23 protein-coding genes are annotated in these 26,301 nt (G+C 52.6%); all 23 read right to left on the bottom strand.

Going from position 1 to position 26,301, the window contains the following annotated elements:
- A complete protein-coding gene (lpxK, locus tag JW984_14355) occupies positions 1-1,221 on the bottom strand; it encodes a tetraacyldisaccharide 4'-kinase (protein MBN1574378.1) in 1,221 nt (406 codons plus the stop codon).
- A complete protein-coding gene (locus JW984_14350) occupies positions 1,173-3,044 on the bottom strand; it encodes a phosphatase PAP2 family protein (GenBank protein ID MBN1574377.1) in 1,872 nt (623 codons plus the stop codon). Before JW984_14350 ends, lpxK begins: the two co-directional genes overlap by 49 nt.
- Before the next feature lie 151 nt (positions 3,045-3,195).
- A complete protein-coding gene (locus tag JW984_14345) occupies positions 3,196-4,995 on the bottom strand; it encodes an ATP-binding cassette domain-containing protein (GenBank protein MBN1574376.1) in 1,800 nt (599 codons plus the stop codon).
- Between the two features lie 15 nt (positions 4,996-5,010).
- Positions 5,011-5,730, bottom strand: a complete 720-nt coding sequence (locus tag JW984_14340; protein MBN1574375.1) for a polyprenol monophosphomannose synthase — start codon at positions 5,728-5,730, stop codon at positions 5,011-5,013.
- Positions 5,731-5,765: 35 nt separating this feature from the next.
- Positions 5,766-6,290 (bottom strand): phosphatase PAP2 family protein, encoded by a 525-nt coding sequence (locus JW984_14335; GenBank protein ID MBN1574374.1) that lies wholly within the window; start codon positions 6,288-6,290, stop codon positions 5,766-5,768.
- Positions 6,291-6,356: 66 nt separating this feature from the next.
- Positions 6,357-8,006, bottom strand: coding sequence for a glycosyltransferase family 39 protein (locus tag JW984_14330; protein MBN1574373.1), 1,650 nt, complete (start codon positions 8,004-8,006; stop codon positions 6,357-6,359).
- Between the two features lie 25 nt (positions 8,007-8,031).
- Positions 8,032-9,174: a glycosyltransferase family 9 protein gene (locus JW984_14325; protein ID MBN1574372.1), complete on the bottom strand. Its 1,143-nt coding sequence runs from the start codon at positions 9,172-9,174 to the stop codon at positions 8,032-8,034.
- A gap of 3 nt (positions 9,175-9,177) precedes the next feature.
- Complete coding sequence (gene lpxB / locus JW984_14320) at positions 9,178-10,386, bottom strand: lipid-A-disaccharide synthase (protein MBN1574371.1); 1,209 nt, start codon at positions 10,384-10,386, stop codon at positions 9,178-9,180.
- Complete coding sequence (locus tag JW984_14315) at positions 10,370-11,362, bottom strand: Gfo/Idh/MocA family oxidoreductase (protein MBN1574370.1); 993 nt, start codon at positions 11,360-11,362, stop codon at positions 10,370-10,372. The genes lpxB and JW984_14315 overlap by 17 nt, the downstream gene beginning before the upstream one ends.
- A 197-nt stretch (positions 11,363-11,559) precedes the next feature.
- Positions 11,560-12,348, bottom strand: coding sequence for an acyl-ACP--UDP-N-acetylglucosamine O-acyltransferase (lpxA, locus tag JW984_14310; GenBank protein ID MBN1574369.1), 789 nt, complete (start codon positions 12,346-12,348; stop codon positions 11,560-11,562).
- Positions 12,349-12,364: 16 nt separating this feature from the next.
- Positions 12,365-12,811 carry a hypothetical protein gene (locus JW984_14305; protein ID MBN1574368.1) on the bottom strand — a complete coding sequence of 149 codons (447 nt, stop codon included), beginning with the start codon at positions 12,809-12,811 and terminating at the stop codon, positions 12,365-12,367.
- On the bottom strand, positions 12,798-13,841 hold the full coding sequence (gene lpxD, locus JW984_14300; protein ID MBN1574367.1) for a UDP-3-O-(3-hydroxymyristoyl)glucosamine N-acyltransferase: 1,044 nt from the start codon (positions 13,839-13,841) through the stop codon (positions 12,798-12,800). The genes JW984_14305 and lpxD overlap by 14 nt, the downstream gene beginning before the upstream one ends.
- Before the next feature lie 341 nt (positions 13,842-14,182).
- Entirely contained in the window at positions 14,183-16,840 is a 2,658-nt protein-coding gene (gene bamA / locus JW984_14295; GenBank protein MBN1574366.1) for an outer membrane protein assembly factor BamA, read from the bottom strand.
- 97 nt (positions 16,841-16,937) lie between these two features.
- A complete protein-coding gene (locus JW984_14290) occupies positions 16,938-17,612 on the bottom strand; it encodes an ABC transporter ATP-binding protein (GenBank protein MBN1574365.1) in 675 nt (224 codons plus the stop codon).
- Positions 17,613-17,614: 2 nt separating this feature from the next.
- The gene (locus tag JW984_14285) at positions 17,615-18,835 is read right to left on the bottom strand and encodes a cyclic nucleotide-binding domain-containing protein (GenBank protein MBN1574364.1); all 1,221 of its coding nucleotides are present in this window, start codon (positions 18,833-18,835) and stop codon (positions 17,615-17,617) included.
- A 126-nt stretch (positions 18,836-18,961) separates the two neighbouring features.
- The gene (locus JW984_14280) at positions 18,962-20,350 is read right to left on the bottom strand and encodes an ABC transporter permease (GenBank protein ID MBN1574363.1); all 1,389 of its coding nucleotides are present in this window, start codon (positions 20,348-20,350) and stop codon (positions 18,962-18,964) included.
- Complete coding sequence (gene lysS, locus JW984_14275; GenBank protein ID MBN1574362.1) at positions 20,347-21,861, bottom strand: lysine--tRNA ligase; 1,515 nt, start codon at positions 21,859-21,861, stop codon at positions 20,347-20,349. Before lysS ends, JW984_14280 begins: the two co-directional genes overlap by 4 nt.
- Positions 21,862-22,462: 601 nt before the next feature.
- Positions 22,463-23,629: an aminopeptidase P family protein gene (locus JW984_14270; GenBank protein ID MBN1574361.1), complete on the bottom strand. Its 1,167-nt coding sequence runs from the start codon at positions 23,627-23,629 to the stop codon at positions 22,463-22,465.
- 545 nt (positions 23,630-24,174) lie between these two features.
- Positions 24,175-24,537 carry a PH domain-containing protein gene (locus JW984_14265; protein ID MBN1574360.1) on the bottom strand — a complete coding sequence of 121 codons (363 nt, stop codon included), beginning with the start codon at positions 24,535-24,537 and terminating at the stop codon, positions 24,175-24,177.
- Between the two features lie 116 nt (positions 24,538-24,653).
- On the bottom strand, positions 24,654-25,085 hold the full coding sequence (locus tag JW984_14260) for an RDD family protein (protein MBN1574359.1): 432 nt from the start codon (positions 25,083-25,085) through the stop codon (positions 24,654-24,656).
- On the bottom strand, positions 25,069-25,257 hold the full coding sequence (locus tag JW984_14255; GenBank protein MBN1574358.1) for a DUF4177 domain-containing protein: 189 nt from the start codon (positions 25,255-25,257) through the stop codon (positions 25,069-25,071). The genes JW984_14260 and JW984_14255 overlap by 17 nt, the downstream gene beginning before the upstream one ends.
- Positions 25,258-25,277: 20 nt before the next feature.
- Positions 25,278-25,760, bottom strand: a complete 483-nt coding sequence (locus JW984_14250) for an Lrp/AsnC family transcriptional regulator (protein MBN1574357.1) — start codon at positions 25,758-25,760, stop codon at positions 25,278-25,280.
- A 241-nt stretch (positions 25,761-26,001) separates the two neighbouring features.
- The coding region (locus JW984_14245; protein ID MBN1574356.1) for an HlyC/CorC family transporter at positions 26,002-26,301 on the bottom strand (300 nt) is incomplete at its 5' end.

Below are 26,301 nucleotides of genomic sequence, written 5' to 3'. Positions count from 1 at the left end.
CTATTTCTTTATAAATCCACCATCCAAGCCGAGTCCGGATACCGCCATGTCAAAAACCGCCTTGTCCCCATCCGCCGCAAGCGACATTACAAGGGCAAAGATGGGGAGCCTGAACTTCCTGTCGGCCGAAATCCTCGCCATATCCTTCTCGGTCGTGACCAGCATCTCGGCGTTGTACAGAAACGCCATCCTCTCTATCGCCTTGAAGTCGTCTTCCGTGAAGAAATAGTGATCCAGAAACGGAAGCTCGCAAACAACTATAGCCCCTATCTTATCAAGGGTCTTGAAAAAAGAGGCAGGCCTTGCGATGCCGGAAAACGCCAAGACCCTCTTTTTATTAATGATTTCAACGGGATGCGTATTTCCCTCGATAGCCAAAATAGACTCCGGCACAAGCGTGCTTTTAACGACCGGAATTCCGCCCGCCAGGTATCGTTTAAGCTTCCCCTCAAGCCCCTTTGTGTCGGGAATCCCGCTTCCCGACTTGTCGTTTATCCATACGACGTCCGCCCTCTTTGAGGCCTTCAGGGGCTCCCTCAGGGGTCCGACTGGAAGCATCAGCCCGTTCCCGAGGGGATTCTCCCCGTCAAAGACGAGGATGTTCATATCCCGCCTCACCCTGAGGTGCTGATACCCATCGTCCATGATGACGACCTCGGCATTGTATTTATCCACGGCGGCCCTCCCCGAGAGGGTCCTCTCCGGCCCGACTATAACAGGAACCGCATTTGTACCCGTCAGCCTTCGGGCCGTCATCAGCGCCTCGTCCGGCGCCTTCCCAGGGGAGCGCTTTACACCCTCCCGATCCGAGACCACAAGGTAATCACCCTTGACATTAAAACCGTATCCCCTCGAAATCACTGCTGTGTTAATGCCGGCTCCCTTAAACATCTCAGCAATATGCATAACGACCGGGGTCTTTCCCGCGCCGCCCGCGGTGAGGTTGCCTACGTTTATCACATAGGCGCCGAGCCTCTCCGACCTGAAAAGGCCGACCCTGTAGAAAAAGACCCTTATACAAACAACGAGCCTGAAGAGAAGCGATACGAGAAAGAGGGGAAATAGGGCAAATATTACGACAAGCCTCCATCTGTGGTTCTCGTGGATCTTCGCAAAGAGCCCGAAAAGCCATGTCCGGCCACCCGTCCGGCCCTCATTCCTGCCACCCCCATTCATCTTTCGGTCGACCCTTTGATGAACGGCATAAGAAGTTCGATGCACCTTTCGGTCGCCCCCCTGTTCCTCTCTATTACAGAGGCGGCCCTTTCCCCCGACCTTAACGCAAAATCGGCATCCGCCATCATTCGCCCCGCGATTTCAGCCATCTCACCGGCGGAAGATACCACAAATCCCCCTTCCGCATCGACCAGGTCTCTCGATATCTCGGGGAAGTTTCCCATGTGAGGCCCGAAGAGGGGCGCCTTTTTAACCGCCGCCGCTTCAAGGACATTGTGTCCCCCAATCCCCTTAATGAGGCTCCCGCCGATAAAAACTACATCGGCCGACCCCATAAGGCTTGACAGCTCCCCTATAGTGTCCAGGAGGAGTACGTCCGGACCGTCTTTAGAAGATACCTTTAAACCTTTCGATCCGTCCACGATCTCGGTCCTCTTTATGTAGCTTAAATCCCGGCTTTTTAAAAGCTCCTCCACCTCACCTACCCTGTTGAGGTGGCGGGGCGCCACGATTAAAAATGGGCGGTCATTTGTTCCCCCAAGTCCGGCTACGGCGTCGAGGACGATCTCCTCCTCCCCCCGGTGCGTGCTGCCGGCGAGGACAATCTTGCGGCCTATCCTTGAAATGAAATCCTTGAGATCACCTTTGGGCCCCTTATGCTCCGGGAGCATGTCGTACTTGACGTTCCCGGAGACGTGGACATTATCAGGCTGACACCCCAGATCGATATATCTCTCCCTGTATCCCTCCGACTGGGAGACAACGGCGGAAAGACGACCGAGGACTCCCGAAGAAAAGGCGCCGATCATCGTAAACCGCCTGTGGGTCCTCTCCGACATCCTTCCGTTTACAAGGACGACGGGGATACCCCTTTTTTTAGCAATCCTTATAAAGTTCGGCCATATCTCCGCCTCGGTCAAGACAACGAACACGGGCGAGACCTTTTTAAGGGCGCGCCTTACAATCCAGGGAAAATCGAAGGGGAAATATGAAACGAAGGCTTCTGGGATGGTCCTTTCGGCCGTGAGTCTTCCCGCCGGCGTGTTCACTGTAAGGAGCACCGGAAGGTCGGGGACCTTCCTCCTCAAAGACTCGATCAGTGCCCTTGCCACCATGACCTCCCCTACGGACGCGGCGTGTATCCAGAGCGGCCTCTCTGCGGGGATATTTATATGCCCAAACCTCTCCCTGAATCCCCTCCTACCCTCCTTTTCCTTCATGAGCCTTGGGATGTAATAGAGGAGCGCCAGGGGCGCGAGCAGGTTGTACAGGACGAAGTGTCCTTCATCACCCGTCACCCTTCCCACGGCCTTAGAGTCCTCCCACTTTGCCTTCAGAGCTCCAGAAACGAAAAGGGCTGCTGAGGCACACAAAACGCCCAGGGCGGCTCCTCCCAGGACGTCCGAGGGATAGTGAACGCCCCCGTAGACCCTGGAGAGCGCCACCATGAGGGCCGCGGGGATCAGGATAAAGGTCGTCTTCGGATAGAACCAACCGAGAACCGTTGCTATTGCAAAGCTGTTGGCGGAGTGGGACGAAGGGAAGGAAAAGGACGAAGAGTAACCCCACTCTTTCAGAAGGTTGACGTTATCGAGGACGTGATACGGCCTGGGCCTCGCCACAAGGCTCTTTATCCCGTAAAAGCTTATGGTGTCGGTGAGGCCGATGGCCGCACCTAAGATCAACATTACCCAAAGGGCCTTGAGCCTCCATTTTATCAAGGCGAATATCGCCAAGATTACAAGCGGTATTACAAAGATTTCAAAATCAGAGAAATAGGGCAGGACCTTGTCCAGCAGGGGGGACTTCAGGCCGTGATTGATCAAATAGAAGATGGAGAGATCAAGTCCGTAGAGCCGGTCTGCCATAGATGATACTCAAAAATAAAAAATTACCTGGTTTTAAACGGAATATATCGTCGACGCAATTATTATATTAACTTGGCGATCTGATTACGATAATCCCGCCGGTTCCCCGACAATGCACCGTATCATCCAAATCGATCGGATCGAGAGAAGATCAAACTAAAACCACTCCGTCGGTTGGAACCTCCTTGTCTTGAAACTGCATATCGTAAAGCTTCTTGTATTCACCGCCTTTAGCGAGAAGCTCATCGTGGGTTCCCTGCTCGACTATCTTTCCGCCAACCACAACCATGATCCTGTCCGCATGCTGTATTGTGGAGAGCCTGTGGGCGATGACAAAGGTGGTTCTTCCCTTCATGAGGTTTTCGAGGGCCTTCTGCACCTCCTTCTCCGATTCTGTATCGAGGGACGACGTCGCCTCGTCGAGGATCAAGACAGGGGCGTCTTTCAGAAGCGCCCTGGCGATGGAGAGCCTTTGGCGCTCACCGCCGGAGAGCCTCGCCCCATCCTCCCCGATCATCGTGTCGTATCCTTCGGGAAGCCGCTTTATGAAATTGTAGGCGTTGGCCGCCTTGGCGGCATTGTCGATCTCTTCCTGGGAGGTATCCATATTGCCGTAGGCGATGTTGTTCCTTATGGTATCGGAAAATAGTATAGTCTGCTGGGTCACGATCCCTATTTGCGATCTTAACGATTTCAGCTTCACGTCCCTGATATCCACGCCGTCAAAGAGCACCTTGCCTCCGGTCACGTCGTAGAATCTGGGGATCAAATTGACCAGCGTCGTCTTACCGCCGCCGCTCATGCCGACAAAGGCGAGCACCTCCCCCACCTTGACTTTGAGGTTGATGTCGGTGAGAACAGGAACGCTGTCGTATGAAAAGGATACGTTCTTGAACTCTATTTCGTTTTTTACAGGGGGAAGCTCGATGGCTCCTGGGACATCCACTATATCCGGCTTCGTATCCAATATATTAAAAATTCTTATGGAGGCTGCGATCGCCTCCTGTATGCCGTTATTCAGCCTCGACAGAGCCCTGACGCTGGGGTAAATCAGCATAAGGGCGGCAATAAAGGAGACGTACTTGCCTATGTAGCCCTCAATCCCCATCGCCTTCCAGCCGCCGTAGAGGAGCACGAGGGCAAAACCAAAGGTGCCGATGACCTCCATGATTGGGCCGGTCATCGCCCTTACCCGCGCCTTCTTCAAATAGGTCTTGAAGAGCTTCGTATTCTCCTTATTGAATCGCTCCGACTCGTAATCCTCCATGCCGAAGGCCTTCACTATCCTGACGCCGGAAAAGGTCTCCATAAGGATCGTGGTGATATCGGCTGTTTTCTCCTGTCCTCTTGTCGAAACCTTTCTCATGCTCCTGGATATCCTTGTGATGGGAATGGTCATCAACGGGAAAACTCCGAAGGCCACAATGGCAAGAAGCCAGTCCTGATAAAAAGCGACTCCCATCAAGACCAATATGGTTACCAGCTCCTTGAATCCCCCCTCGACGGCGTCGGTGACGGCCACGTTGACCAAGCCCACATCGTTGTTTATCCTCGACGTCAGAAGGCCCGTGTGGTGATCGGAAAAAAACCTTAACGACAAACCCTGTATGTGGGAGTACAACTCCTCCTGGATGTCCTTTATTACGTGCAGACCGACAGCCCGCATCAGATAGGTGCCAAAGAAGTTGGCAAAACCCCTTACAAAGTTAATGAAGACCACCCCGATGGAGAGAAGTAAAAGGCCCTTTAGATTTTTCGATTCAATCAGGTTGTTGATGAGGGGCTCCACCACCTTGACGAGGGCTCCTGTGGTCCCGGCAAAAACCAGGTTAAAAAATACGGCGGGAAAAAACTTTCCCCAGTAGGGCTTGACATACTTAATAAGCCTCTTATAAACATCAATAAGTTCTTTTTTAGGGGGCAGTTTAGTATTGCTCTTTTTCTTTCCCATTTTTTCTATTATCCTTCACCTTTTTAATTTTCCATATCTCACTCTGAACTTCAGCATCATAATGAGGCTCTCGATCCCTATCTTCCAGTTGAACTTCGGCTCCCCGGCCCTCCGGTCGGAAAAGAGTATCGGAACCTCGGTAAAGGTAAAGCCGGCCTTCAACGCCCGATACAGCATCTCCTGGACTATCGAGGGCCCGGTGGAGATCATCCCGTCGAGGTCCATCGCCTCCACGACCTCCCGCCGAAACAGCCTGTAGCCGGACGTGGGATCCCCCACCTCGATGCCGGTGGTCATTCTTATATAGAAAGCGGCAAAAGAGGTGATCGCCCTCCTTACAAGCGACCTTCCCTCCTCGCCTCCGCCGAAAGCCGCCCTTGAACCAATAACAATATCATATTTTTTTATCTCTTTCAAGAAATCTTTTAGATATTTCGGATCGTGGGAGAAATCGGCGTCCATCTCCCCGACGGCGGAGAGCTCCGGGCCCAAACCCAGAGCGTACTTAAATCCCTCTATCCCGGCGGTTCCCCTACCCCTCCGGCCCGTCCTCACCAAGAGGTGGATCCTCCCGTCGCGATCTCCCATGTTTCTGACCGCCTCGGCGGTGCCGTCCGGGGAATTATCGTCCACCACAACGACCCCGATGTCGTCCGCTATCGAGAGCACCTCATCGATAAGGGACTCGATGTTCTCCGCCTCGTTGTAGGTCGGTATCATTATAGCTGTCTTCATGTCTCCACAATGTCAAAGGCTCAATGTCTACTTTTTTAACCGGCTACGAAAAACCTCGAGATTATCTTGTCCACACCCCAGCAGACGATGATCGAGATTATAATCCCTATCAGCGCCCCACAGATTACGTCCAGCGGGAAGTGGACGCCGAGATATATCCTCGAGAACCCCACGAGGGCTGCGAGGACAAAGAGGGGAGCCGTATACCACCCCCTATGGTACCAGATTAGGGCGACCGCCGCCCCAAAGGCGAGCTGAGTGTGCCCCGAGGGAAAGGAGAGGTGCCTGGGGTCCTCGATAAAGAGATTTACCTTGACCGTGCCCGTGGCGATAAGGCCCATCAGGTCGACAACGGGCCTCGGACAGGAAATACAGTCCTTGATTATCTCCACCACGGCTCCCCCCAGCAACACGGCAAGCACAATGACGAAAAACCGCCTTAGAAAATTCTCCTTGTCGTAGAAGAAGAGGGGAACGCCAATCAGGGCGGCAGTCGCAAGCCCCGCCCCGAACTGGGTGATGACAAACATCGAAGCATCGGTGAGATCGGAATGATACATCCCGTTTATCGCGAGGAAGAGACTCCTGTTTAAATCAAAGACCGATTCCATCGATTAAATTCCGCCTCAATACTTCGTCCCGATAAAGCCGTAGCACTTATAAATATAAGTCTCCTTTGCGCGGTATCCCCCCTTCCTTGTAAAGAGAACGGTTTTCGGCTTTTTATCGATCCTCTCGAACTCGTACCTCTCCCAGGGGTGGTCGTTGTAGTGATCGTTTGCGACGTATATTGCGTCCCTCCCCACAAGATCGTCCATATTCTGCCAGAAGTTGAACTGGTTTATCTTCCTCTTGCTGGAGAGGCAGATCACGTTTTCAAGATCTTTCAGGGCGAATCCGAGCTGGGACGCAACGTTGTAGTGATAGGCAAGGACAAAGGGTTTTTTGCCGTTAACCGTCATATCGCCCTCTATCTCCCTTACGACGGGCGCCACGGCGTCCCACCCCATAAGATCGTTTGTAACGTCGTAGTGGGACTTCTCCGGCCTGTAGAGGGGATATATCATCTGTATGTGAAAAAAGGCCATAAATATAATGGGAAAGGCTACCCCGACCGCCACCAGCGCCTTAAAGGTGGAAGTCCCTTTCATCCACCCCCTTATCGCGGTTAAAATTCCCCCCCTGTCCACATCCCTCCCGGAGACCGCCCTGAATAGCTTGAAGTCGTAGAGTCTTTTCTTCCCCCACCTTTTAAGGTACTCCGGGTAGAGCCCGGACGCCGCGACGATCAGGGGGACGTACCCGAGGGCCGGCCAGTGCGGCTCTGCGTCGTCGGTAAAGCACATGACGACGTAGAAAAACAAAAGCGTGGGGATGGAGGTCAATGCGATAAACTTGTAGTTTATATCTTTATTGCCCCAAAAGCCGCGCTTGACGGCAACGTAGAGGGATGCAAGGAGAAAGTAGAGGAGGATCGGAGTCATCACGAACTGCCCCCCCACCATCTTCCCCAGGTTTTCCCACTCGAATCCCTCGCCCCCGTGCCTCGTCTTGATGTGAAAGGTCATGCTGGGGTAGCCGTGCTCCATGTTCCAGAAGAGGATCGGACTTGCGATCACGGCGGCGATCAGGATCGCCAGGTAGAGGTGGGGGCTCTTGAGATACCCCCTTACCCTCTTGTCCGATGAGAGGAATATAAAGGTGGTCGGGAGGAGGAGGATCGCAAAATATTTGGAGAGGAGCGCGAGTCCCGCCACGACCCCCATGACGTACCAGAACCAGAACTTGACTTTGCCCCCTCCGGATTCGCCGTCCATCTTCATTGTTTTATATAGTAAGTAGAGGAACAGAATCCAGAGGGTTGCCAGGGGGCCGTCCGGGACGATTATCAGTCCCACTATATAATATAACGGGAGGATATTTGTGAGGACGACCGAGTAGAAGCCGGCCCTCCTGCTCTTGAAGATGTCGACGGTCAAAAGATAGACGAGGATCGTCGTTATCAAAAACAGCATCGTGTTCCCTATCCTGACGAAAAAGGGGGTGTCGCCCCCCAATTTCGTCGTAAGGGCGATTATATACGCCACCATGGGTGGGTGGTCGAAGTAGCTGAGGTCGAGGTGCTTAGACCAGGTCCAGTAGTAGGCCTCGTTGTCGCCCAGGCCGATAATCCCGATGATAATCAGGTGGTAGAGGGTCGCCAGAGAGATCAGGATGATCGTGTACCTCTTGTATCTCTCGTCCTCGGTCAAATTTTTACTGAAAACATCGGCCATAATAATATCATCTCATACGTAAAACTCATCCGTCTCTTTTAACTCCGCCCTTATCTTCGAGAACCGATAGGGCCGCCTCCAATACCTCCTCCAGGGATACGGCATCCATACAGTTGGGAGACTTGCCGCAGGAAGATCTATAGCAGGGGGCGCATTCGATCTTCGCAACCACCTTCCTCCCCAAACCGAAGAGGTCTATCTCGCTTTCGACCGTTGGGCCGAATACGGCGACGACGGGGACGTTGTGCGCAAGGGCCAGGTGGAGGGCCATGGTGTCTCCCGTGACGACAAGGTCAAGGAGAGAGATGATCGCCGCAAATTGCGAAACTGAGTGGTTGCATCCGATATCGACCGCCCTCTTCCCCGAGGCCTCGTGAATCCTTTTAACCTTTTCCTTTTCCCCCTCCCCACCCAAAAGGACGATCTTTACTCCCCTCCCGCCGACCGTGACTATGCCGAGTCTGTCGATAAGTTTAACAAAGCCATCTTCCGTCCAAGCCTTGTTGGCAAAGACCGGCCCGGCGCCGATATTCAGGCCGACTGTTATATCGCCTCCCAAGAGCCCCTTCTCCTTGAACAGGGAGTTTACGTAATTTCCATCTTCCGGGTCGATTTCGAGACGGTACCTCTCCCCCTTGTACTCAAGACCGCACATCTCAAAGACGATCTCGGGGTAGCTCTTGTCGTTCTCGTAAAACTTAAGGGGATCGTCGAGCCCCAGACGGAGGGCGTACTCGCTCCTCTTGTCGAAGATATCGAGGGTGCCGAACTTCGAGAGGCAAAATCCAACTTTCTTTTTCGCCCTGATATTCCCGGCCAACCCCACCGCCCTCGTCTCCTTGTCGAGGGAGATCAAAAGATCGAACCTCTGCGCCGTCAAATACTGGACGCTCTCGAGGTTGAAGACGTGGAGCCTGTCTATCTCATGATTTGTCTTTAGGAGCCGATACGCCGCCGGGTCGGTGACCCAGGTAATGTGGGGATTTTTGTATCTCTTTTTCAGACCGGAGATCAGGGGGGTTGTCCTTATCACGTCTCCCGTGGCGGCGAGCTTGATAATCAATATCCTCGTCCCCATAGGGCGATAGTGGGGACAGCCACTGCACAGCCGCCTGTGGCGACAGGGCTTTTCCCCTATATAATATATGCAGTCTCTTTTTATCTCCACGGCTCAAAGAAAATTCATGATCCTCTCGGCGACGCGCGCCGAGGCTCCGGGCTTTCCTATCCTCCTTCTCACCTCCGACAGGTCTTCCCTCATCCTCTTCATTACGGCATCGTCCGACAAAATAGAAATGACGTGCCGCGCGATATTTTCGGCGTTTACATCGGATTGTATCAGCTCGGGAACGACCCGCTTTTTCGCCACCAGATTCACCATCGCGATGTAGTCCACCCTGACAAGGAGCCTCGCGATCATGTAGGTGAGGTAGTTCAGTCTATAGACAACGACCATCGGCGTTCCCATGAGCGCCGTCTCGATGGTGGCCGTGCCGGAGCTGACGATGGCGATATCGGCCCCCCTGACAACCCTGTGAAACGAGTCCTTCACGACGGCAACGTTAAGCGACGTGTCTTCAAGATAAGGGGCAACATCCTCCATCTCAAGGGTCGGGGCGAGAGGGATTGTGAAGGACGCGTCCGGGTATTTCCTCTTGATTATCTCAGACGCCCCAAGAAGGTGCGAAAGGTGCCTCTCTATCTCGCTTCTCCTGCTCCCCGGAAGGAGCGCCACGTTAGGCTTTCCTCCTCCGACCTTCGCGTCTCCACCCCCCTTTAGCCTCCTCTCTACCCCTGCCACAACATCCATCAGGGGATGGCCCAGAAACTCCACGTCGACCCCTGCCTCCCTGTAGATATTGACCTCGAATGGGAAGATGACCACCATCTTGTCGGCAAATCGGGCGATCGTCTTTACCCTGCCCCGCCTCCAGGCCCAGACCTGGGGGCTTATATAATAAAAAATCGGCATCTTCCCCCCATCTTTCCCCAGCTTGACCGCCGCATCGGCGACCCTGAAGTTGAAGTCCGGAAAGTCGATCAATACTATAAGGTCGGGCTTCAGGGCCCTCATCGACTCCTTCAGAAGATCCAGGGCGCCCTTTATCGTCTTGAGGTGTTTCACGACCTCGACGAGGCCGACCACGGTGATCTCCTCCGACCTTACGAGGGCCAGGAGCCCCGCATCCCTCATCTTGCTCCCGCCGACGCCGAAGAAGAGTGTGTCTGGGGATAGCGCCGCCACCTCCCTCATTAGCTCGGCGCCGTACTGGTCGCCGGAGGCCTCCCCCGCCACGATGAGCACCCGCTTTTTTGCAACATGGGCCTTTATCTCATCGATACCGTATTTCCCATCAAGCTTATCAGGCGGTGACGTCATCCGTTATGATCCCCATCTCCCTGAGCTTTTTAAGAGACGCTTGAAGCTTCTCCTTTATCATCATGGCGACTTCGAGGGCCCTCTTCCCGTCAACGCCCGTAACCGAGGGCTGACTCCTCGTCTTTACCGAATTTATGAACGATCTTATCTCATCGCCCAGATAATCGCTGGGGGAGATGTCTATATCCTCCTTTACGATAGAAAGGCCGTTTTTGGCGTCGTTGATCCTCTTATAAACCGTAATCTTCTGGGCCGCGTAGTCTATAGATATGTAGGCGTCCGACTGAAATATGCGGATCTTTCTCATCTTATCGACACTTACGCGGCTTGCCGTGACGTTGGCCACGCACCCGTTCTCGAAGTTGAGCCGGGCGTTTACTATATCCACGTGGGATGTAATTATAGGAACGCCCACCGCGTCTATGGCGGCGATCTCCGATTTTACCATGCTCAAGATAATATCTATGTCGTGGATCATGAGGTCCAGGATGACATCGACGTCGGTGCTCCTCTCAGGGAAGGGGGAGAGCCTGTGGGATTCGATAAACATCGGCTCCTTGAGGTGGCCCTCGAGGGCGATGATCGCCGGGTTGAACCTCTCCAGATGGCCTACCTGCAGGATAAGACCCTTTGAGTCCGCCGCGGTGATCAACCTCTCCGCCTCATTGACGGCGGATGTTATCGGCTTTTCCACAAAGACATCCACTCCCCTGTTCAAGAAGTCCATCGCCACGTCGTGGTGGAGAACTGTGGGAACTACCACGCTGACCGCATCCACCCTGTCAATAAGCTCCCGATAATCTTCGTGGCAGGAAACACCGAACTTCTCTTCGATCTTCCTCGCCACGCTCGGATTTAGATCCGACACCCCCACCAGGTCCACGTCGCCAAAGGAGAGGTACTTCTCGATATGAAACGTGCCGAGATACCCCGTCCCCACAACACCGACCCTGACTTTTTTATTACATTCTGCCAAAATCTCCAGCCCTCAAAATAACTTTAAAATAAGAAGAACCCAATGCCTCTCACTCAAAAACCAAAACTCCACTTCCCAATTCAATTCGATTAACACCGCTGTATGCGGAACCGAAACCGCCCTCAACACACCCCCCTATTCGCGGCGTCGCCCTTTATTCAGCGGCCGCCCTCAAACAACGGCACCGACTCAAAAAACTACCGTAAGAGTCCCCTCTTCGATGAGTGGATAAAATCGATCAAGTGTTTCACCTCGGCGACCTCTCCAAACTCCCCCTCGGTCTCTTTCAGGGCCTCCTTCAAAATCTTGTTTGACCGCCAGATTATCCTGTAGGCCCCTTTTATGGCCGAGATCGACTCCTTTGTAAAGCCCCTCCTCTCAAGCCCGATGACATTCGGCCCCATGATCTTCGCCCTGGCCCCCTTTCCATGGGACACCTTCATGTAGGGCGCAATATCCATCGAGGTCATGCTCCCCCCGCCGACAAAGGTGTGCTGGCCGATCTTGACAAACTGGTGAACCGCCACAAGCCCCCCCAGGCCCACAAAGTCCTCGACGGTGACGTGCCCGGCCAGTGTCGCCACGTTGGCCATCACAACGCAGCTGCCGATCTTGCAGTCGTGGGCCACGTGGGCGTAGGCCATGAAGAAGCAGTTGTCGCCTATTGTCGTCACGCCGCCGCCGTCGGGAGTCCCGCAGTTTATGGTGACGAACTCCCGAAACGTGTTGCCGGAACCGACCACAAGCTTCCCCTCGCCACCCGTATCCTTAAGATCTTGGGACATGGAGCCTATGGAGGCGAACTGGAAGATCCTGCACCCCTCGCCGATTACGGTATCACCGTCTATCACCGCATGGGGCCCGACCCTCACGTCGTCCTTGAGGGTTACGCCTTCCCCGATAATCGAATAGGGGCCTATCTCAACTCCGTCCCCTATAACCGCACCTTCTGAAACAACAGCCGTCTCGTGAATCTTTTTTGACATCTTTACCATCCACTATTTACAACAATACCTTCACAATAAAAGAAGACTCCGCGCATTTCTCATCATCGTGGTAAACCGAGCCCTTGAACTTCATATCTTCCCCGTCAAACTTGTTTAATCGAACCGATACCGTCAAGCTCGCCGGGGGTGTAATAGGTCTTTGGAACTTGGCCGAGACAATTTTAGCAAGCTTAACATCTCCCTGATGATAGATATTACCTTTACCCTCTACCTCAAGGGCGATAAACGCCTCGGCCGCCTGAAACATCGCCTCCACCTCGAAGACCCCTGGGAGTATGGGGCGGCCCGGGAAGTGCCCCGAAAGGTAAGACTCGTCGCCCCTTATGATCATCTCACATTCGACACCCTCCCCGCCGGCGTACTCCTTGACCCTATCGATGAACAGATAGGGCCTCTTGTGATAGACGAGGGAAGCGATCCCGTTTGCATCAACCCTCGGCATCTCTCTTCCCTTTCTTCAGCTCATCGACCTCCTTTTTAAGCCTCTCGAGCTCTTTTCTCATCTCCGGAAGCTTGGAGACCGCCCCCATTGCCTTGAGCCATTTCTTGTGGGGCATGGCGGGATAGCCGGACACCACCTGACCGGCGGGGATATCCTTCGGAATACCCGTCTTCGCCGTGACGATCACCCCGTCGCCTATGCTTATGTGCCCGACGAGGCCGGCCTGTCCCGACAGGATCACGTTCTTCCCGATCTTGGCGCTCCCCGATATACCCACCTGGGCGATGATAATGGAGCCCTCATCGACGACCACATTGTGGCCTATCTGGATGAGGTTATCCATTATCACGTTGCTCTTTATCCAGGTCTCTCCCATGGACGCCCTGTCGATGGAACAGTTTGACCCGATCTCCACGTCGTTGTCTATTCTCACTATCCCGACCTGGGGAAACTTTACGCGTTTGGTCCCCCCGTGGGCGAAGCCGAAGCCGTCCGAGCCTATTACGGTACCGGAATGAATGATAACCCTGTCTCCGATCACGCACCTGTCCATGAGAGTGACATTCGGGTAGAGGGTCGAGTCGTTCCCGACCGCCGCCCCGGCTCCGATATATACACCCGGGTAGATTACGGTCCCCTCCCCCACCTTTGCCCCCTTCCCGATGTAGGCCAAAGGATGTACGGCGGTTTTGGGATGAATCTCCGCATCCGGGTGGACGTGGGCCTCTTCGGAAATCCCGAAAAGGTCCCTCGCCGCCTCCGTCATCAACGTGACCACGGAGGCGAATGCGAGGTAGGGATTATCGACTTTGATGAGCGGCTTTTTGTCGAACTCGATTTCCGGAGACACTATTATGGCGGAGGCTTCGGTCTTGTCGAGGTATTCCATATACTTCGGATTTGCGATGAAGGTAATATCCCCCTCCCCCGCCTCGGCAATGCCGCTAACGCCGGAGACTATCAAATCCTCGTCTCCAAAAACTTCACCCCCCACGTGGTCCGCAAGCTCTTTCAAACTCTTTTTAATCACGTTTCCAAGGCAAAAAAATGTTGTCTTACTATTATCATAAAGATTTTCAAAGGCAAACCTGTTCGCCCCTCATCTAACATCTAAATTTCAATTCTATCTTCGGCCAATTAGACACACGGTTTTCACACAACAACAAAATCCAATAATTATTCAGATCGAGATTCGGTTTTTCAAATTATTAGGGAACACCGGCTGTGAAAAAGATTCTTTTAAAGAGAGGGGAGATCCTGTCATAAAACAATCACTATGGATTCAAAACACCCTCTCAGTTTTAATGTAAAGGGGGAGAGAAGTAAATACCTCCCTCCCCCTTTTTCATGATCATTTCCCTCGAAAATCAGCTAAAAGCTCGTTCCGATGGAGAAGTTCCACTCCGCATGGCTTTCATCAGGTTTGGGATCGAGATTATATCCCCACTCCACCCTGATGGGTCCCATGGGTGAGTACCACCTTATACCACCACCGAAGGAGTATCTCAAATCACTTAAGTCCATATTCTCATCATCGCCCCAAACATTACCCATGTCGAAAAACAAGACCCCTTTCATCTTTATATCCTCGAAGAGCGGGAAGAGAAGCTCGAGGTTCACGATGACTTCCTTATTTCCTCCGAGATACTCGCCGGTATCGGGATCTATCGGACCGACACTGTAGGGTTTGAATCCCCTTATGGTGTTCAAACCGCCGGCGTAAAAACGCGCGTAGATCGGGAGATCACCCGACTTGAAGTTCTCGGCCCAGCCGACCATGAGTCTTGGATGAAATACCAACTTCCAGTAAACGGGGAAGTACCAGCTTGATTCGAGAACAGTTTTAAGGTACTTCTCGTCACCGCCTATTCCCGCAATGAATACCGACAACGAGTTTACTGATCCCTTGCTCGGATCGTAGACATTGTCCCTGGTATCCCTGATTATCTGTGTTTCGATACCGCTGGTTACCGTCACCCCTTCGGCATCCCATACGTCATCAGCGGCGCCTTCATCGATATTGTCTATTGTCACTCTATTGAAGATGTAGGTTACTAAAAGCTTGGTCTCCTCATCTATTATCCGATGTCCGGCTCCCAGCTCGATGCCCAGTGTTTCCGCATCATAGGTGTCGTACTCCCGGGTTATGCTGTAAAACTTGACGGCCATAGCCAGGTTCGTGTCCAGAAAATAGGGGTCAGCGAGAGATACATAGTAGTTTGTATCGACGTTGCTGAACTCCGCGCTTGCGGAGACCTTATAGCCGCGGCCGAAGAGGTTTCTCTCCTGCACCCTGATAAGACCCGTAACCTTCGCAACACTTGAGTAACCCATTCCGGCGGAGATCAATCCGGTCGGTCTTTCCTTGACATCAATCTTGACAACGACTTTATCATCCGCGCTTCCCTTTTCGGTGGCGAACTTCACCTCTTCAAAATAGCCGAGGTTTTCCACCTTCTCCTTGCTTCTTGTCAGATCCGTGCCGTTGAAGAGATCGCCCTCGGCGAATTTCAACTCCCTACGGATAACCTTGTCGAGGGTTTTGATGTTTCCGCTTATATTAATTTTCTCGAAGTAAGTCTTCTTTCCCTTGACAATCATATAGTTGACGTTGGCGATATGCTCTTCACGTTTCAGATCCGTCTGGGGCTGGATATCCACAAGGGCATAACCGTCGTCGTTATATATCTTTGTCAGGTAGTTAAGATCGGCGATCAGGTTGAGCCTTGAAAAATTTTCCCCGGATTCCAGCGTAAGATTCTCTTTGAACTCCTCTTTAGGCCTTATTAGATCACCCGACATGTCTACAGTGCCTACGGTGTACCTCTCCCCCTCCTTGATGCGATAGGTGATAAATATCCTCTTCTCCTTCATCTCGACTTCGGGGGGCTCCACAACCGCATCGAGATAGCCGTTATCGAAGTAGACGGCCGTCACACGGTCAATGTCTTTATCCAGCTCTTTCTTCTTGTATTTTCCCCTGTCGGTGAACCACCAGATCAATCCCATCCCTTTGTTCGCAAGACCCTTTTCGAGCTTCCTGTCTGAAATCTTATCGTTGCCAACGAAGATGATTTTTTTGATCATCATCTTCTTCCCTTCCTCGATGTTAAACTCGAGGAGGATCTCATCCTCTTGAAGGGGGGTAATCTTATGCTCCACCTTTATGGCATGAAACTGCTTTTCTTCATAAAGGGCTTTTATGGCGTCGATGCTCTTCTTAAGGTCCCTCGTGCTCAGGACCTTGGGCGGCGTAATGGTGACCACCTCAAAGACATCCTCAACCTTTATCTTCTTTGTACCGTTTATCCTGACCTCCCTTATAAGAGGTCTCTCTTCCACGGTAAAGGTGACTTCCGTTCCCTTCTCGACAAGCTCGGTCTTGACCTCAACGTTGCTGAAATATCCCATCTCGGTTATGGCCTTGACGTCCTCCGCCAGGAAAATATCGTAAGGGAGGGTTCCTTCCTTGCTCTGAATCACCCCTATAATATCTTCATCGGGAAGTCTCTTATTCCCCCTGATTATAACCTTGGTGATTATTTCGTCCGCGAAGATTTTCTCGTTGATCTTCTTTGCTATGTCGCCCACCCTGTCAAGGACCGTTGCAAGTCCGTACGTCTCGACGTAAAACCGCTCGGCGTCCTTCTTTCCCCGAACAGGCACCAGCTTGGCGTCAAGGCTTATGGTCTCGCCAACTTTGGTCATGCTCCCAAGGACGACGTAGTCGGCCCCCATCTTGCTCCCGACCATCCTGGCGTAAGCCTCGTCCATCTGATCGGGCGGCTTATCGCCTATGATGCTCGAAAGCTTTTCCTTGTCGAGAGGTTCGATCTTTTCATGGTACGCCAAAGCGGAGAGCAGGACATTCTGAATGTCCGCCTCATAATCCGATAAATCCTCTGCGGCAAATATCGAAAATGGCAGCACCGTAACCTTGACCTTCTTGTCGGCGGCGAAAACCGGTCCAGTTAAAACCGCTGTCACGAGGGCCACCATTATCATCAAAATAATGAATTTTCTACCCATATCGGCCTCCTGGGATTAAACCCATCTAAAAAACTAAAAAAACTACGTAATTATACCAGATGAAACAACCATGTAAAGTAAAAAAATAACTAAAAAATCAGGTTTCTTCTATCCTCCCATCCACTAAAAGGAGGCGTCTCCCCTCCCTCTTTGCCAATTTCAGGTTGTGCGTTACAACAATCATGGTAATTTTAAGCTCTCTATTGAGCTCCAGGAGGAGATCGTGAACCTCGTCCCCCGTTTTAGTATCCAGATTGCCCGTCGGCTCGTCGGCCAAGACGACATCCGGATCAAGAAGTATCGCCCGGGAGACGGCCACCCGCTGCTGTTCCCCTCCAGAAAGCTCCCCCGGTTTATGATCCTTCCTGTCTCCCAAACCCAGTCTCTTCAGTACCTCGACGGCTTTCGTCCTCGCCTTCTCCCTGGGCCACCCGGAGACCAGCGCCGGCATCATCGTGTTCTCAAGCGCGGTAAACTCGCTCAAGAGGTGGTGAAATTGAAAGATAAATCCGATCCTCCTGTTGCGAAAGGAGGCGAGATCTCTCTCTTTCAAAAGAAAAATGTCCTCCCCGTTGTACAAGACCCTTCCGTCCGTTGGATGGTCCAGGGTACCCAAAATATGGAGAAGCGTGGATTTACCCGCCCCCGAAGCCCCGAGGATATTTAAAATCTCCCCCTTTTCCACCTTGAGATCGAGACCCTTAAGGACGTTTACATCCTTATCCCCCCGGGAAAATGACTTGTAAAGGGATTGTACATCGATAAGTGCCATATTTATACCAGTCCGCTTTCCGTTTTCCTGTTTTTGTACTGCATTATAGCGGCAATCGTATCCTCCACCCTCATCGAGATATACTTGTTCAAGATATCGAGTATCTCAGGATGTGTCCTGATCTCCTCATGTATATCGTCTTTCGAGACCTCCACTAAATTCACATCGGTCAAGGCCGTTACGCTTGCCGTCCTCGGTTTTTCCGTTATCACAGAGACCTCCCCGAAGAAGTCCCCGGGGCCCAGCTTTGCAAGGGAGATTGCGCTCCCCTCTTTTTCGGTTGAAACCTCAACCTCCCCGGTGCGGACAAAGTACATCTTGTCCCCTGCATCTTTCTCCCTGATGATGACCTCCCCCTTCTTGAAGCTCCTCGGAGAGAACGATGCAACGAGGTCTCTCCTCTCATCCACGTTGAGAGGTGAAAATATCGGGGAAATCGCTATCAGGGTGTCGAGCACCCTCCTCTTGTAAAACTCAAAGAGGATGTCTTTTATTCCCTGGTGCTTTTCGATAATTGCGTCGACATCGTCTTTTGAAAGCTCCAAGAGGGTCGCGTCCGTAACCGACTTGACCGATGCCAAGCGCTGCGCCTCCGAAAAGAAGCCGAACTCCCCGAAAAATTCGCCCTCGGAGAGGTTGGATATCCATATCTCGCTGCCCCTCTCGTCGAGCCTGAAGACCTTTACGTCTCCCGAGGCGATAACAAAGATAGAGTCCCCCTCGTCCCCCTCACTTATTATCACCGTGTTGGGGGATACGTTGATCGCTTCCATCTTTTCGACCACCATCATAAACTCCTCGTGGGACAGGTCGGAAAAGAGCTCCGTTCTGGGATACTTCTCCTCTTCCCCGACTCCCTCCTTCTTCTTCAGCATCGGCCCTTCCGCACCCTTCACCTTCTCCTCGTATAGGTTTGACAGGCGCTCTTCTATCCCCGGAAAAGAATGATCCAGTTTGAGAATGAGCTTGTTTACGGCGATCGCATTGACTACGAAACCCTCTTTCGTGTATATCTGGGCGATCCTGTCGTAGTATTTAATGGCCATCTTCGTGTCGCCCAGTTTGCGATAGCAGTCTCCCACCTTGAGCCCGATCCGAAGGTCGGTCGGAGCAATGTCGAGCGCTCCCCTGTATGCCTCCAGGGCCTTGTCCCAGTTTCCCTTTGCAATGTGCTTGGCGCCCGAATCCTTTAGCTCCGACAGCTTACTCTTGCCATTAGCCAACTAAATCCCCCCCTTTCAAATAAATATATATAGGGTTGACTTTAATCCGCCGACTGCCGATTGACTGCAGATTGACTGCAGATTGATTGCCGATTGATTGCCGATTGATTGATATTGCAGCCAATATTATTCATACCTAAAGGCCTCCGCGGGATCCAGCCTTGACGCCTGCCAGGCGGGGTAAATCGTCGCCAGGAGGCAAAGCACCAAAGAAGACGCCGCTATTACGAGGATGTCGCTCCACACTATCTTCACCGGCAGGGTTGAGATATAATAGACATTGGGGTCTAACTTTATAAATTCGTAACGCTTTAAGAGAAAACAAATTATATAACCGCTCACGAATCCCAGAAATGTCCCGAAAACCCCGATTATCAACCCCTCGAACATGAATATCTTCATTATTCCACCGCTGGAAGCACCCATCGACTTCAAGATAGCAATATCCTTGTTCTTCTCCATGACCACCATTATCAGGGTCGAGGCTATATTGAACGCCGCCACAAAGACGATCATGGCGAGGATCACAAACATCGCTATCTTTTCCATCTGGAGGGCCGCAAAGATGTTCTTGTGCATCTCCATCCAGTTTCTCGTGTAGTAGGGAAGGCCGAGCTTGGCCTGAATGTTTTTACCTATATTGCTGACGTTGTAGATGTCGTCAACCTTTACCTCGATACCCGTCACGTTATCACCCATGCCGAAAAAGGACTGCGCCTCGGAGATGGAGATAAAGGCGAAGGTCGAGTCGAACTCGTACATGCCCGAATCGAAAAGCCCCACGACCCTGTATCGTCTCATCTTCGGGGTGAAACCGAACGGCGTAACATCCCCCTTTGGAGAGAGGATAACCACCTCGTCGCCGTACACGCTCCCCAAGAGCTTTGCAAGCTCCTTTCCGATGATGACACCCGGAAGGTTCTTTGACATCTCCCTCTCCTCCTGCTCCTCGAACTCAAAGATGGTAATCCCACCGTATACATCGTCACCGGTTTCTTTATCTCCTTCCGTCCCCTTTCCCTTCAATTTACCGTCCACATCCTTCGGCGGGGCATCCCCCTTCTCCTTGATTTCACCGCCGTCTTCGAGCTCGCTCAGGTCTCCCATTATCAGGTCGTCCTTGAGCGTTATGACGTCGGGAGCCGTCTTTACATCTATCCCCCTCAAGAAAGCCCCCGAGACGCTCACCTCCGATGTAAACATCACCTGCCCGTATATGAAGGGCGTTGACGCCGCAACGCCTTTGACATCCTCGATATCCTTCATTATATCCGTGTAGGTCTTAATGCCCACATCCTCCTCCAGGGGGTGCTTTAAGATCAAGAGGTGCGAGTAGGCCCCGAGGATCTTCTCCTGAAGGTCCTCCTTGAAGCCGGTCATCACCGATATTACGATGATGAGGGCCGCAACTCCCAGGGCGACCCCCCCGATTGAGATAAAGGTTATCAGGGAGATGAAGGACTGTTTCCTCTTCGCCTTCAGGTATCTCAGACTGACAAACAGTTCGTATTTCACTTTTCCTCCTTCTCCCTCAGCTGCGGGAATAGAATGACATCCCTTATCGAGGGTGAGTCAGTAAAGAGCATCGCCATCCGATCGATCCCGATCCCCTCCCCCCCGGCGGGTGGCATTCCATATTCGAGGGCCATAATATAGTCCTTGTCGTACTCCCTTATTCCCTTTCCGAAATCCCCCATCTCAAGCTGCCTCTTGAACCTCTCCCTCTGGTCATCCGGATCGTTGAGCTCCGAAAAGCCGTTGGCCACCTCCATCCCCGATATAAAGAGCTCGAACCGCTCCACGAACTCGGGATTGTCGTCGAAGGGGCGCGAGAGGGGCGACACCTCCGCCGGGTAGTCGGTGATGAAGACCGGGCCCGTTAGCTTATCCTCCGCTGTCTTCTCGAATATCTCGCAGAGGAGCTTTCCCGCCCCCCACTTCTTTTCGACCTCAATGCCGATATTGGAGGCGAGCTTTCTCATCTTCGCCTCGTCCTTGAGCACAGCGGCGTCAACACCGCCGTACTTCACCGTTGCGTCAAAGACGCTCACCCTCTCCCAGGGGGGTGTCAGGTCGATCTTTTGTCCCTGGTAGGTTATCTCCTTTTTGCCGATGATTTCATCGGCCACATCGCAGAAGAGCTCTTCTGTCATCTTCATCATGTCGTCGAACGCGGCGTAGGCCTCGTAGAACTCCAGCATCGTGAACTCCGGGTTGTGCTGGGTGGATATCCCCTCGTTCCTGAAATTCTTGTTTATCTCAAAGACCTTGTCCATCCCCCCCACGAGTAGGCGCTTGAGATACAGCTCCGGGGCGATGCGAAGGTAGAGGTCCATGTGGAGGGTCTTGTGGTGAGTGACGAAAGGCTCGGCCGTGGCGCCCCCAACGACCTGATGGAGCATCGGGGTCTCCACCTCGATGTAGCCCCTCTCCATGAAAAAAGATCTCACTTCATTGATCAGCCTGCTCCTCGTCTCGAAGACCCCCCTGACTTCTGGATTTACCAGAAGGTCGACGTACCTACGCCTGTACCTCGTCTCGACGTCGGTCAGCCCGTGCCACTTCTCGGGAAGCGGCCTCAACCCCTTTACCAGAAGCCTCGATTCTGCGACCTCTATCGTAAGCTCGTCCGTCTTCGTCCTGAAGGGGGCGCCGGTAACACCGATAATGTCTCCAATATCGTACCTCTTTATCGCCTTGAAGGCTTCGCCCAGCGTGTCCTTCTGGAAGAAGAGCTGTATCTTTCCGGTTGCGTCCTGGATGTGGGCGAAGGAGGCCTTGCCGAAGTCCCGCTTCGACACGAGCCTCCCGGCAAGCACAAAGGAGTCCTTTGCTCCCTCGAGCTCCTCCTTCGTCTTTCCCCCAATGCTGTCAATGATCTCACTGGCCGAGTTTTCGGGCCTGAAGTCGTTCGGGTAGGGATTTTCCCCCGCCTCCCTGATCGCGTCCCTCTTCTCGCGCCTTACGCGGACAAGCTCCTCCTCGGCCTTTTCCGTCCTTACCTCGCTTTTCTCCTTATTCGGCAAATACAACTCCTTGCACTAATGTATCAAGCCAACATATATTATCTTTACCGGATAGTCAAGCCAAAACGTAAGGGGAACGATATGGGTGGGGGGATTAGATTTTAAATTTTTAACGAAAGGGAAAAGACCGCCTTTAACATAACCGAGAGGCCCACTGATAAGCAGGGGCTTGTCAGTGGAACCCTGCCCATAGACCAACCCTCTGGATCCCCGCTTACGCGGGAATGACAGACACTCCTCTTTAACTTTTTCACCATTGGGGCAAACACAACCCGATTGCCTCGTCGCTCGCCCTGCCTTCAGCAGGACTCACTCCTCGCAATGACAACAATTGGTGTTTTTTTATTCCCGGCCTGACGAGGAAATTATGCTGTCATTCCCAGCTTGACTGGGAATCCAGACAAATATAAAGCTGGATTCCCGTTTGCACGGGAATGACAGGTGTTTCTGGATTCCCGCTTCCTAAGGGAATGACAATGAATTCAAGAAAAGGGAGGTGAATACAACCCGATTGCCGTGTCGCCGGCCCTGCCTTCGGCCGGCTCCCCGCAATGACAAAACCATAATCCCTCCGATCTAATTTTTTATAATTCGGTTTCGCCTAAAGGGGTATCGTGAGCTCGCTCAGGGTGTCCGGGGTCTTGGTAAGTCTCACGTTTCCGGTCTGGGTTATCAAGACCGTGTCGGAGTGGCGAAAGCCCCCCTGCCCCTCGATATATATCCCCGGCTCGATGCTGATGATCATATCCGGGACTATCTCCCTGTCATCGCCTATTGCCAAGAACGGGGCCTCGTGGCCCGTAATCCCCATGCCATGCCCCGTCCTGTGGAGGATATAGTCCTCGTAACCGGCGTCGATTATCACCTTCCTGACCTTTTTGTCTATATCGCTGAAGCGGGCTCCGGGGACCGCGAGCTTGTAGGCCAAGGCCCTCGCCTCCATCATCGTCTCGAAGGGCCTCTTGGCGCTCTCCGGGACCTTCCCCAGAAAGAAGGTCCGCTCCACCTCCACGCCATAACCGTCCACTTGCCCCGCCACAATGGAAACCTGAGGCCCGCCCTCCTCCATCGGCATGAAGGGCTTCGGGATCCTGTGGGGATCGTGTGATATGGAGGGTGGCCAGACCGCCGCGAGGAGCCTTGTCACGATTAGGTTAGCCTCGGGGATCTCCCCGAGAACCTTTCCCATCATCGCTCTCACCGCATCCCCATAGATGGCGATCTCCATCGCCCCGGGGCGGGTCAGCTCAAGGAGCTTCTCGTGCCCCCCGTCCACAACCTGACAGCCGTGGACGGTCCTGCCTATCTCGTACTTCGTCTTGACGAGGCGCACATCGTCGATTATGTCGTCTACGACGATCTTTCCCGGTGTCTTGTTGTAGATCCCGACCGGCATGGCGGACTCCACCGCCACAGAGGCGGAACCATCTATCTCGGCCCGGTAGATATCAAACCAGTTCCCGCCCTCCGGAGCCGGGAACTCGTAATAAATCTTGTAATCGAGGGGGAGCCTCGCCCTCGCCTTGACGTGGCTCGTCTCTAGGAGGGGGCACACCATTTTGACCTTTCCCTTCTTCGGGATTATCAATATAAAGGGGCGCTCGTGTACGAGGTTTGCGAAGTTGGTGAGGTAATAGATATTGACCGGATCGAAGGAGACGCAGTAGTCATAGCCCTTTTCGTCCATCTTCGCCCTGATCTTCTCTACCCTCGAGGCAAGCTCCTCCTCGGTGGGGGGGCTTGTTATCGGTTCCGGCAGCTTCGTCATGGTTTCCTCCTGTGAAAAAGGCGTAATATTTATATTTATATAGATTTTATAGATTCTTTGTCGGCTTGTCGGTGGAACCCGACGCAAGGGCCAGCCCCCTGGATTCCCGCTTCCCAAGGGAATGACAGATAGGGGGCACCCTCTTATTTTCTCATTCAGGCCTGAACGGGGATTTATACTGTCATTCCCGACTTGATCGGGAATCCAGAAAGGTATTAATTCCAGCTTTCACGGAACGCTCACTGACAAACAAATTCTTGTCAACGCTACCCTACACAGAGACCAATCCTCTGGATTCCCGTTTTTACGGGAATGACAGATAGGGGGCGCCCTCTTATTTTCTCATTCAGGCCTGAACGGGGATTTATACTGTCATTCCCGACTTGATCGGGAATCCAGAAAAATAGCGACCCCACAAACAACCGGAATCGGAGGCCAAATCCCCCTTTTCTCCCCCCATATTTACAAATACACGGCGCCCTTCAACCGCTTTCCGATATAGTGGAAACCGAAACGACGTAACAAAGACAAGTATCACCCCTAGCCTACTTCCCCCTCAGCGAGTTTATCCTCTCCATTAATCCCACAGGATCGGGGATCCCCTTTACGACGAGCTCGTAGCCGGACGTCCCGGCAGTTGCGACCATCAGGTTCCCTATCCCCACAATCCGCTGGGGAAAGGTCTGCTTGATGTCGATTGTACGGATGTCCCTGAGAAAAAGCTCCTTTATGTGTTTCGAGAGGATCCCCCTCTCCAGGACGAGCCGGTTTTCAAAAATGTAGAGTCGGAGGGAAAACCTCTTGGTTATCGCGATAAAGGGGGGAACGATGAGGAAAAAGGAGAAGAAGTACCAGAAGTAGTTCCACCAAGACCGCTGGACTATTAATATAGCTTTCTCTTTTGTCATATCGACCTCTCAAGGTAAAAAGTCGAACAGTTAAACGCCGATCACCCGACCACCGATTGTGACCAATTGCGGAGAATGAAAATTGACGGGCCGGGGGGAAACAGAAAAAACAGGGGCTACTTCTCCCTCTTCGGCACCTCGACGACCACGGTCCCCGCGGCCAGGTCCCCCACGCGGTAGCCGTTGACGTCGACAACGCAGTAGTAAGCCTCAAAGATTATTACCACAAGCCCGAGGGTGATAATCACCACCCACCCGAAAACCGGGATCAACGAGAAGAGGTAGATAACGGTGAGGTGAATGTTTCTGATCATCGAATCCTTAAACGTGATGATCTCTCCGTCATCCACCTTTACGACCCTGAGCCCCGTCAGCCGTTTCCCAAGGCTCTGGCCGCCGGTCAGGCCGTCGGCGAAGAGTATGTAGGTAGCCCCCATAAGGGTACCCACCGGATCGAGAACGAGGCCCAGCGCCGAGGCGATAAGTCCGTCGATAAACTTGGCAAGAAAGCGGTTTGTCAAATCCGCCTTTTTAAGATTCTTCGGCATCACTATTTTCCCTGATAAAAAGTATGAAGGCCATGGAGGGGCGCTTGCTGGCCTCCCTCATGGCAAATTTAATCCCGTCCAGGGTCCAGCCCTGAGATATATACTCGTTTATGATCCTCTCTATCGTTTCGTCCGTGACAAAGGAGGTCTCTACTACCTTATATGTAAGCATGACCCTCTTCTATTTCGGCCCTATAGTCTATTTGGGATATCGAAAACCGCCCTGATCTTGTAAGTCTTCCTCGACGGAAAGGACAGAATATCCGTTACGCCGGTTTTGACTTTTATCTCGTCTATTGTCTTTTCAATCTCCTCGCCGCTCTTCCCCCATATGGTAAACCAGATATTTCGGTCTTCATCCCTCAGGTAGTTATGGGTGACCCTGCTGTACGAGTTTACCACGTCGGCAAATAAATCTACCGATTCCGCCGGAACCTTCGCTCCCAAAAGCGTAGTCACGATCCCGAAGGCCCTCCCGTCGATCACGGCCCCGATGCGGCGGATTACCCCCTTTTCCTTCAGGGCCGCGACTCGTCTCATAACCTCGGATTCATCGAGCCTCGGGTGTGTCTTGAGTTTGTCCGCCACCTCCTTAAAGGGACGTCCGGTTAACGGGAACCCCTCCTGGATTAACCGCAGTATATCTCCGTCCGTCTCGTCGAAACAGTTATCCATATCCGGCCTTCAAGTCATACCACCTCGAATCGGGAGAGTTCTTTTTATTAAAGACACGCCCCCTCCGTCCGTACTCAATAGTATACAGATGTATATATTTTGTCAACTCAAAAGGCCGGTTTAAAAAATTGGGGACGGGCGACGGAATTTACAAAACAATACGATTTAAAAAGCGATTTTCTCTGTAACCTGATTGCCGGCAAATTTTCCATCCTGCCGGTTTGCGATTTTTCATCGGTCCCTACAGTTTTTCCGCCTTTATTTTAATAATGCGGTTTTTCTTGACCTTAAAGACCGTGAATTTGTATCCGTCCTTGATGATCGACTCGCCCCCCACCGGGATCGACTGGAGTCCCGAGAGGAGAAGGCCGGCTATCGTCTCGTACTCCTCCGATTCGGAAAGCTTAAGTCCGTGAAGGTTTATCAGGTCCCTGATGGATATGGAGCCGTCTATTACCATCGTTCCATCTTCGATGTTGCCGACCACCCCGGACGATTCGATATCGTGCTCGTCCTCGATCTCCCCCACGATCTCCTCCAG

The organism is Candidatus Zymogenus saltonus, assembly GCA_016929395.1.
GTDB classification, from domain to species: domain Bacteria; phylum Desulfobacterota; class Zymogenia; order Zymogenales; family Zymogenaceae; genus Zymogenus; species Zymogenus saltonus.
Note: the sequence above shows the minus strand (reverse complement) of the source record. Positions and strands in the feature narration are given on the sequence as shown.

Bases quoted from the DNA above. Each gene is read 5' to 3' on its own strand.
- JW984_14350 (MBN1574377.1), bottom strand. From the start codon at position 3,044: ATGGCAGACCGGCTCTACGGACTTGATCTCTCCATCTTCTATTTGATC.
- JW984_14345 (MBN1574376.1), bottom strand. From the start codon at position 4,995: ATGGGAAAGAAAAAGAGCAATACTAAACTGCCCCCTAAAAAAGAACTT.
- JW984_14340 (MBN1574375.1), bottom strand. From the start codon at position 5,730: ATGAAGACAGCTATAATGATACCGACCTACAACGAGGCGGAGAACATC.
- JW984_14335 (MBN1574374.1), bottom strand. From the start codon at position 6,290: ATGTATCATTCCGATCTCACCGATGCTTCGATGTTTGTCATCACCCAG.
- JW984_14330 (MBN1574373.1), bottom strand. From the start codon at position 8,006: ATGGCCGATGTTTTCAGTAAAAATTTGACCGAGGACGAGAGATACAAG.
- lpxB (MBN1574371.1), bottom strand. From the start codon at position 10,386: ATGACGTCACCGCCTGATAAGCTTGATGGGAAATACGGTATCGATGAG.
- lpxA (MBN1574369.1), bottom strand. From the start codon at position 12,348: ATGTCAAAAAAGATTCACGAGACGGCTGTTGTTTCAGAAGGTGCGGTT.
- JW984_14305 (MBN1574368.1), bottom strand. From the start codon at position 12,811: ATGCCGAGGGTTGATGCAAACGGGATCGCTTCCCTCGTCTATCACAAG.
- bamA (MBN1574366.1), bottom strand. From the start codon at position 16,840: ATGGGTAGAAAATTCATTATTTTGATGATAATGGTGGCCCTCGTGACA.
- JW984_14290 (MBN1574365.1), bottom strand. From the start codon at position 17,612: ATGGCACTTATCGATGTACAATCCCTTTACAAGTCATTTTCCCGGGGG.
- JW984_14270 (MBN1574361.1), bottom strand. From the start codon at position 23,629: ATGACGAAGCTGCCGGAACCGATAACAAGCCCCCCCACCGAGGAGGAG.
- JW984_14265 (MBN1574360.1), bottom strand. From the start codon at position 24,537: ATGACAAAAGAGAAAGCTATATTAATAGTCCAGCGGTCTTGGTGGAAC.
- JW984_14260 (MBN1574359.1), bottom strand. From the start codon at position 25,085: ATGCCGAAGAATCTTAAAAAGGCGGATTTGACAAACCGCTTTCTTGCC.
- JW984_14255 (MBN1574358.1), bottom strand. From the start codon at position 25,257: ATGCTTACATATAAGGTAGTAGAGACCTCCTTTGTCACGGACGAAACG.
- JW984_14250 (MBN1574357.1), bottom strand. From the start codon at position 25,760: ATGGATAACTGTTTCGACGAGACGGACGGAGATATACTGCGGTTAATC.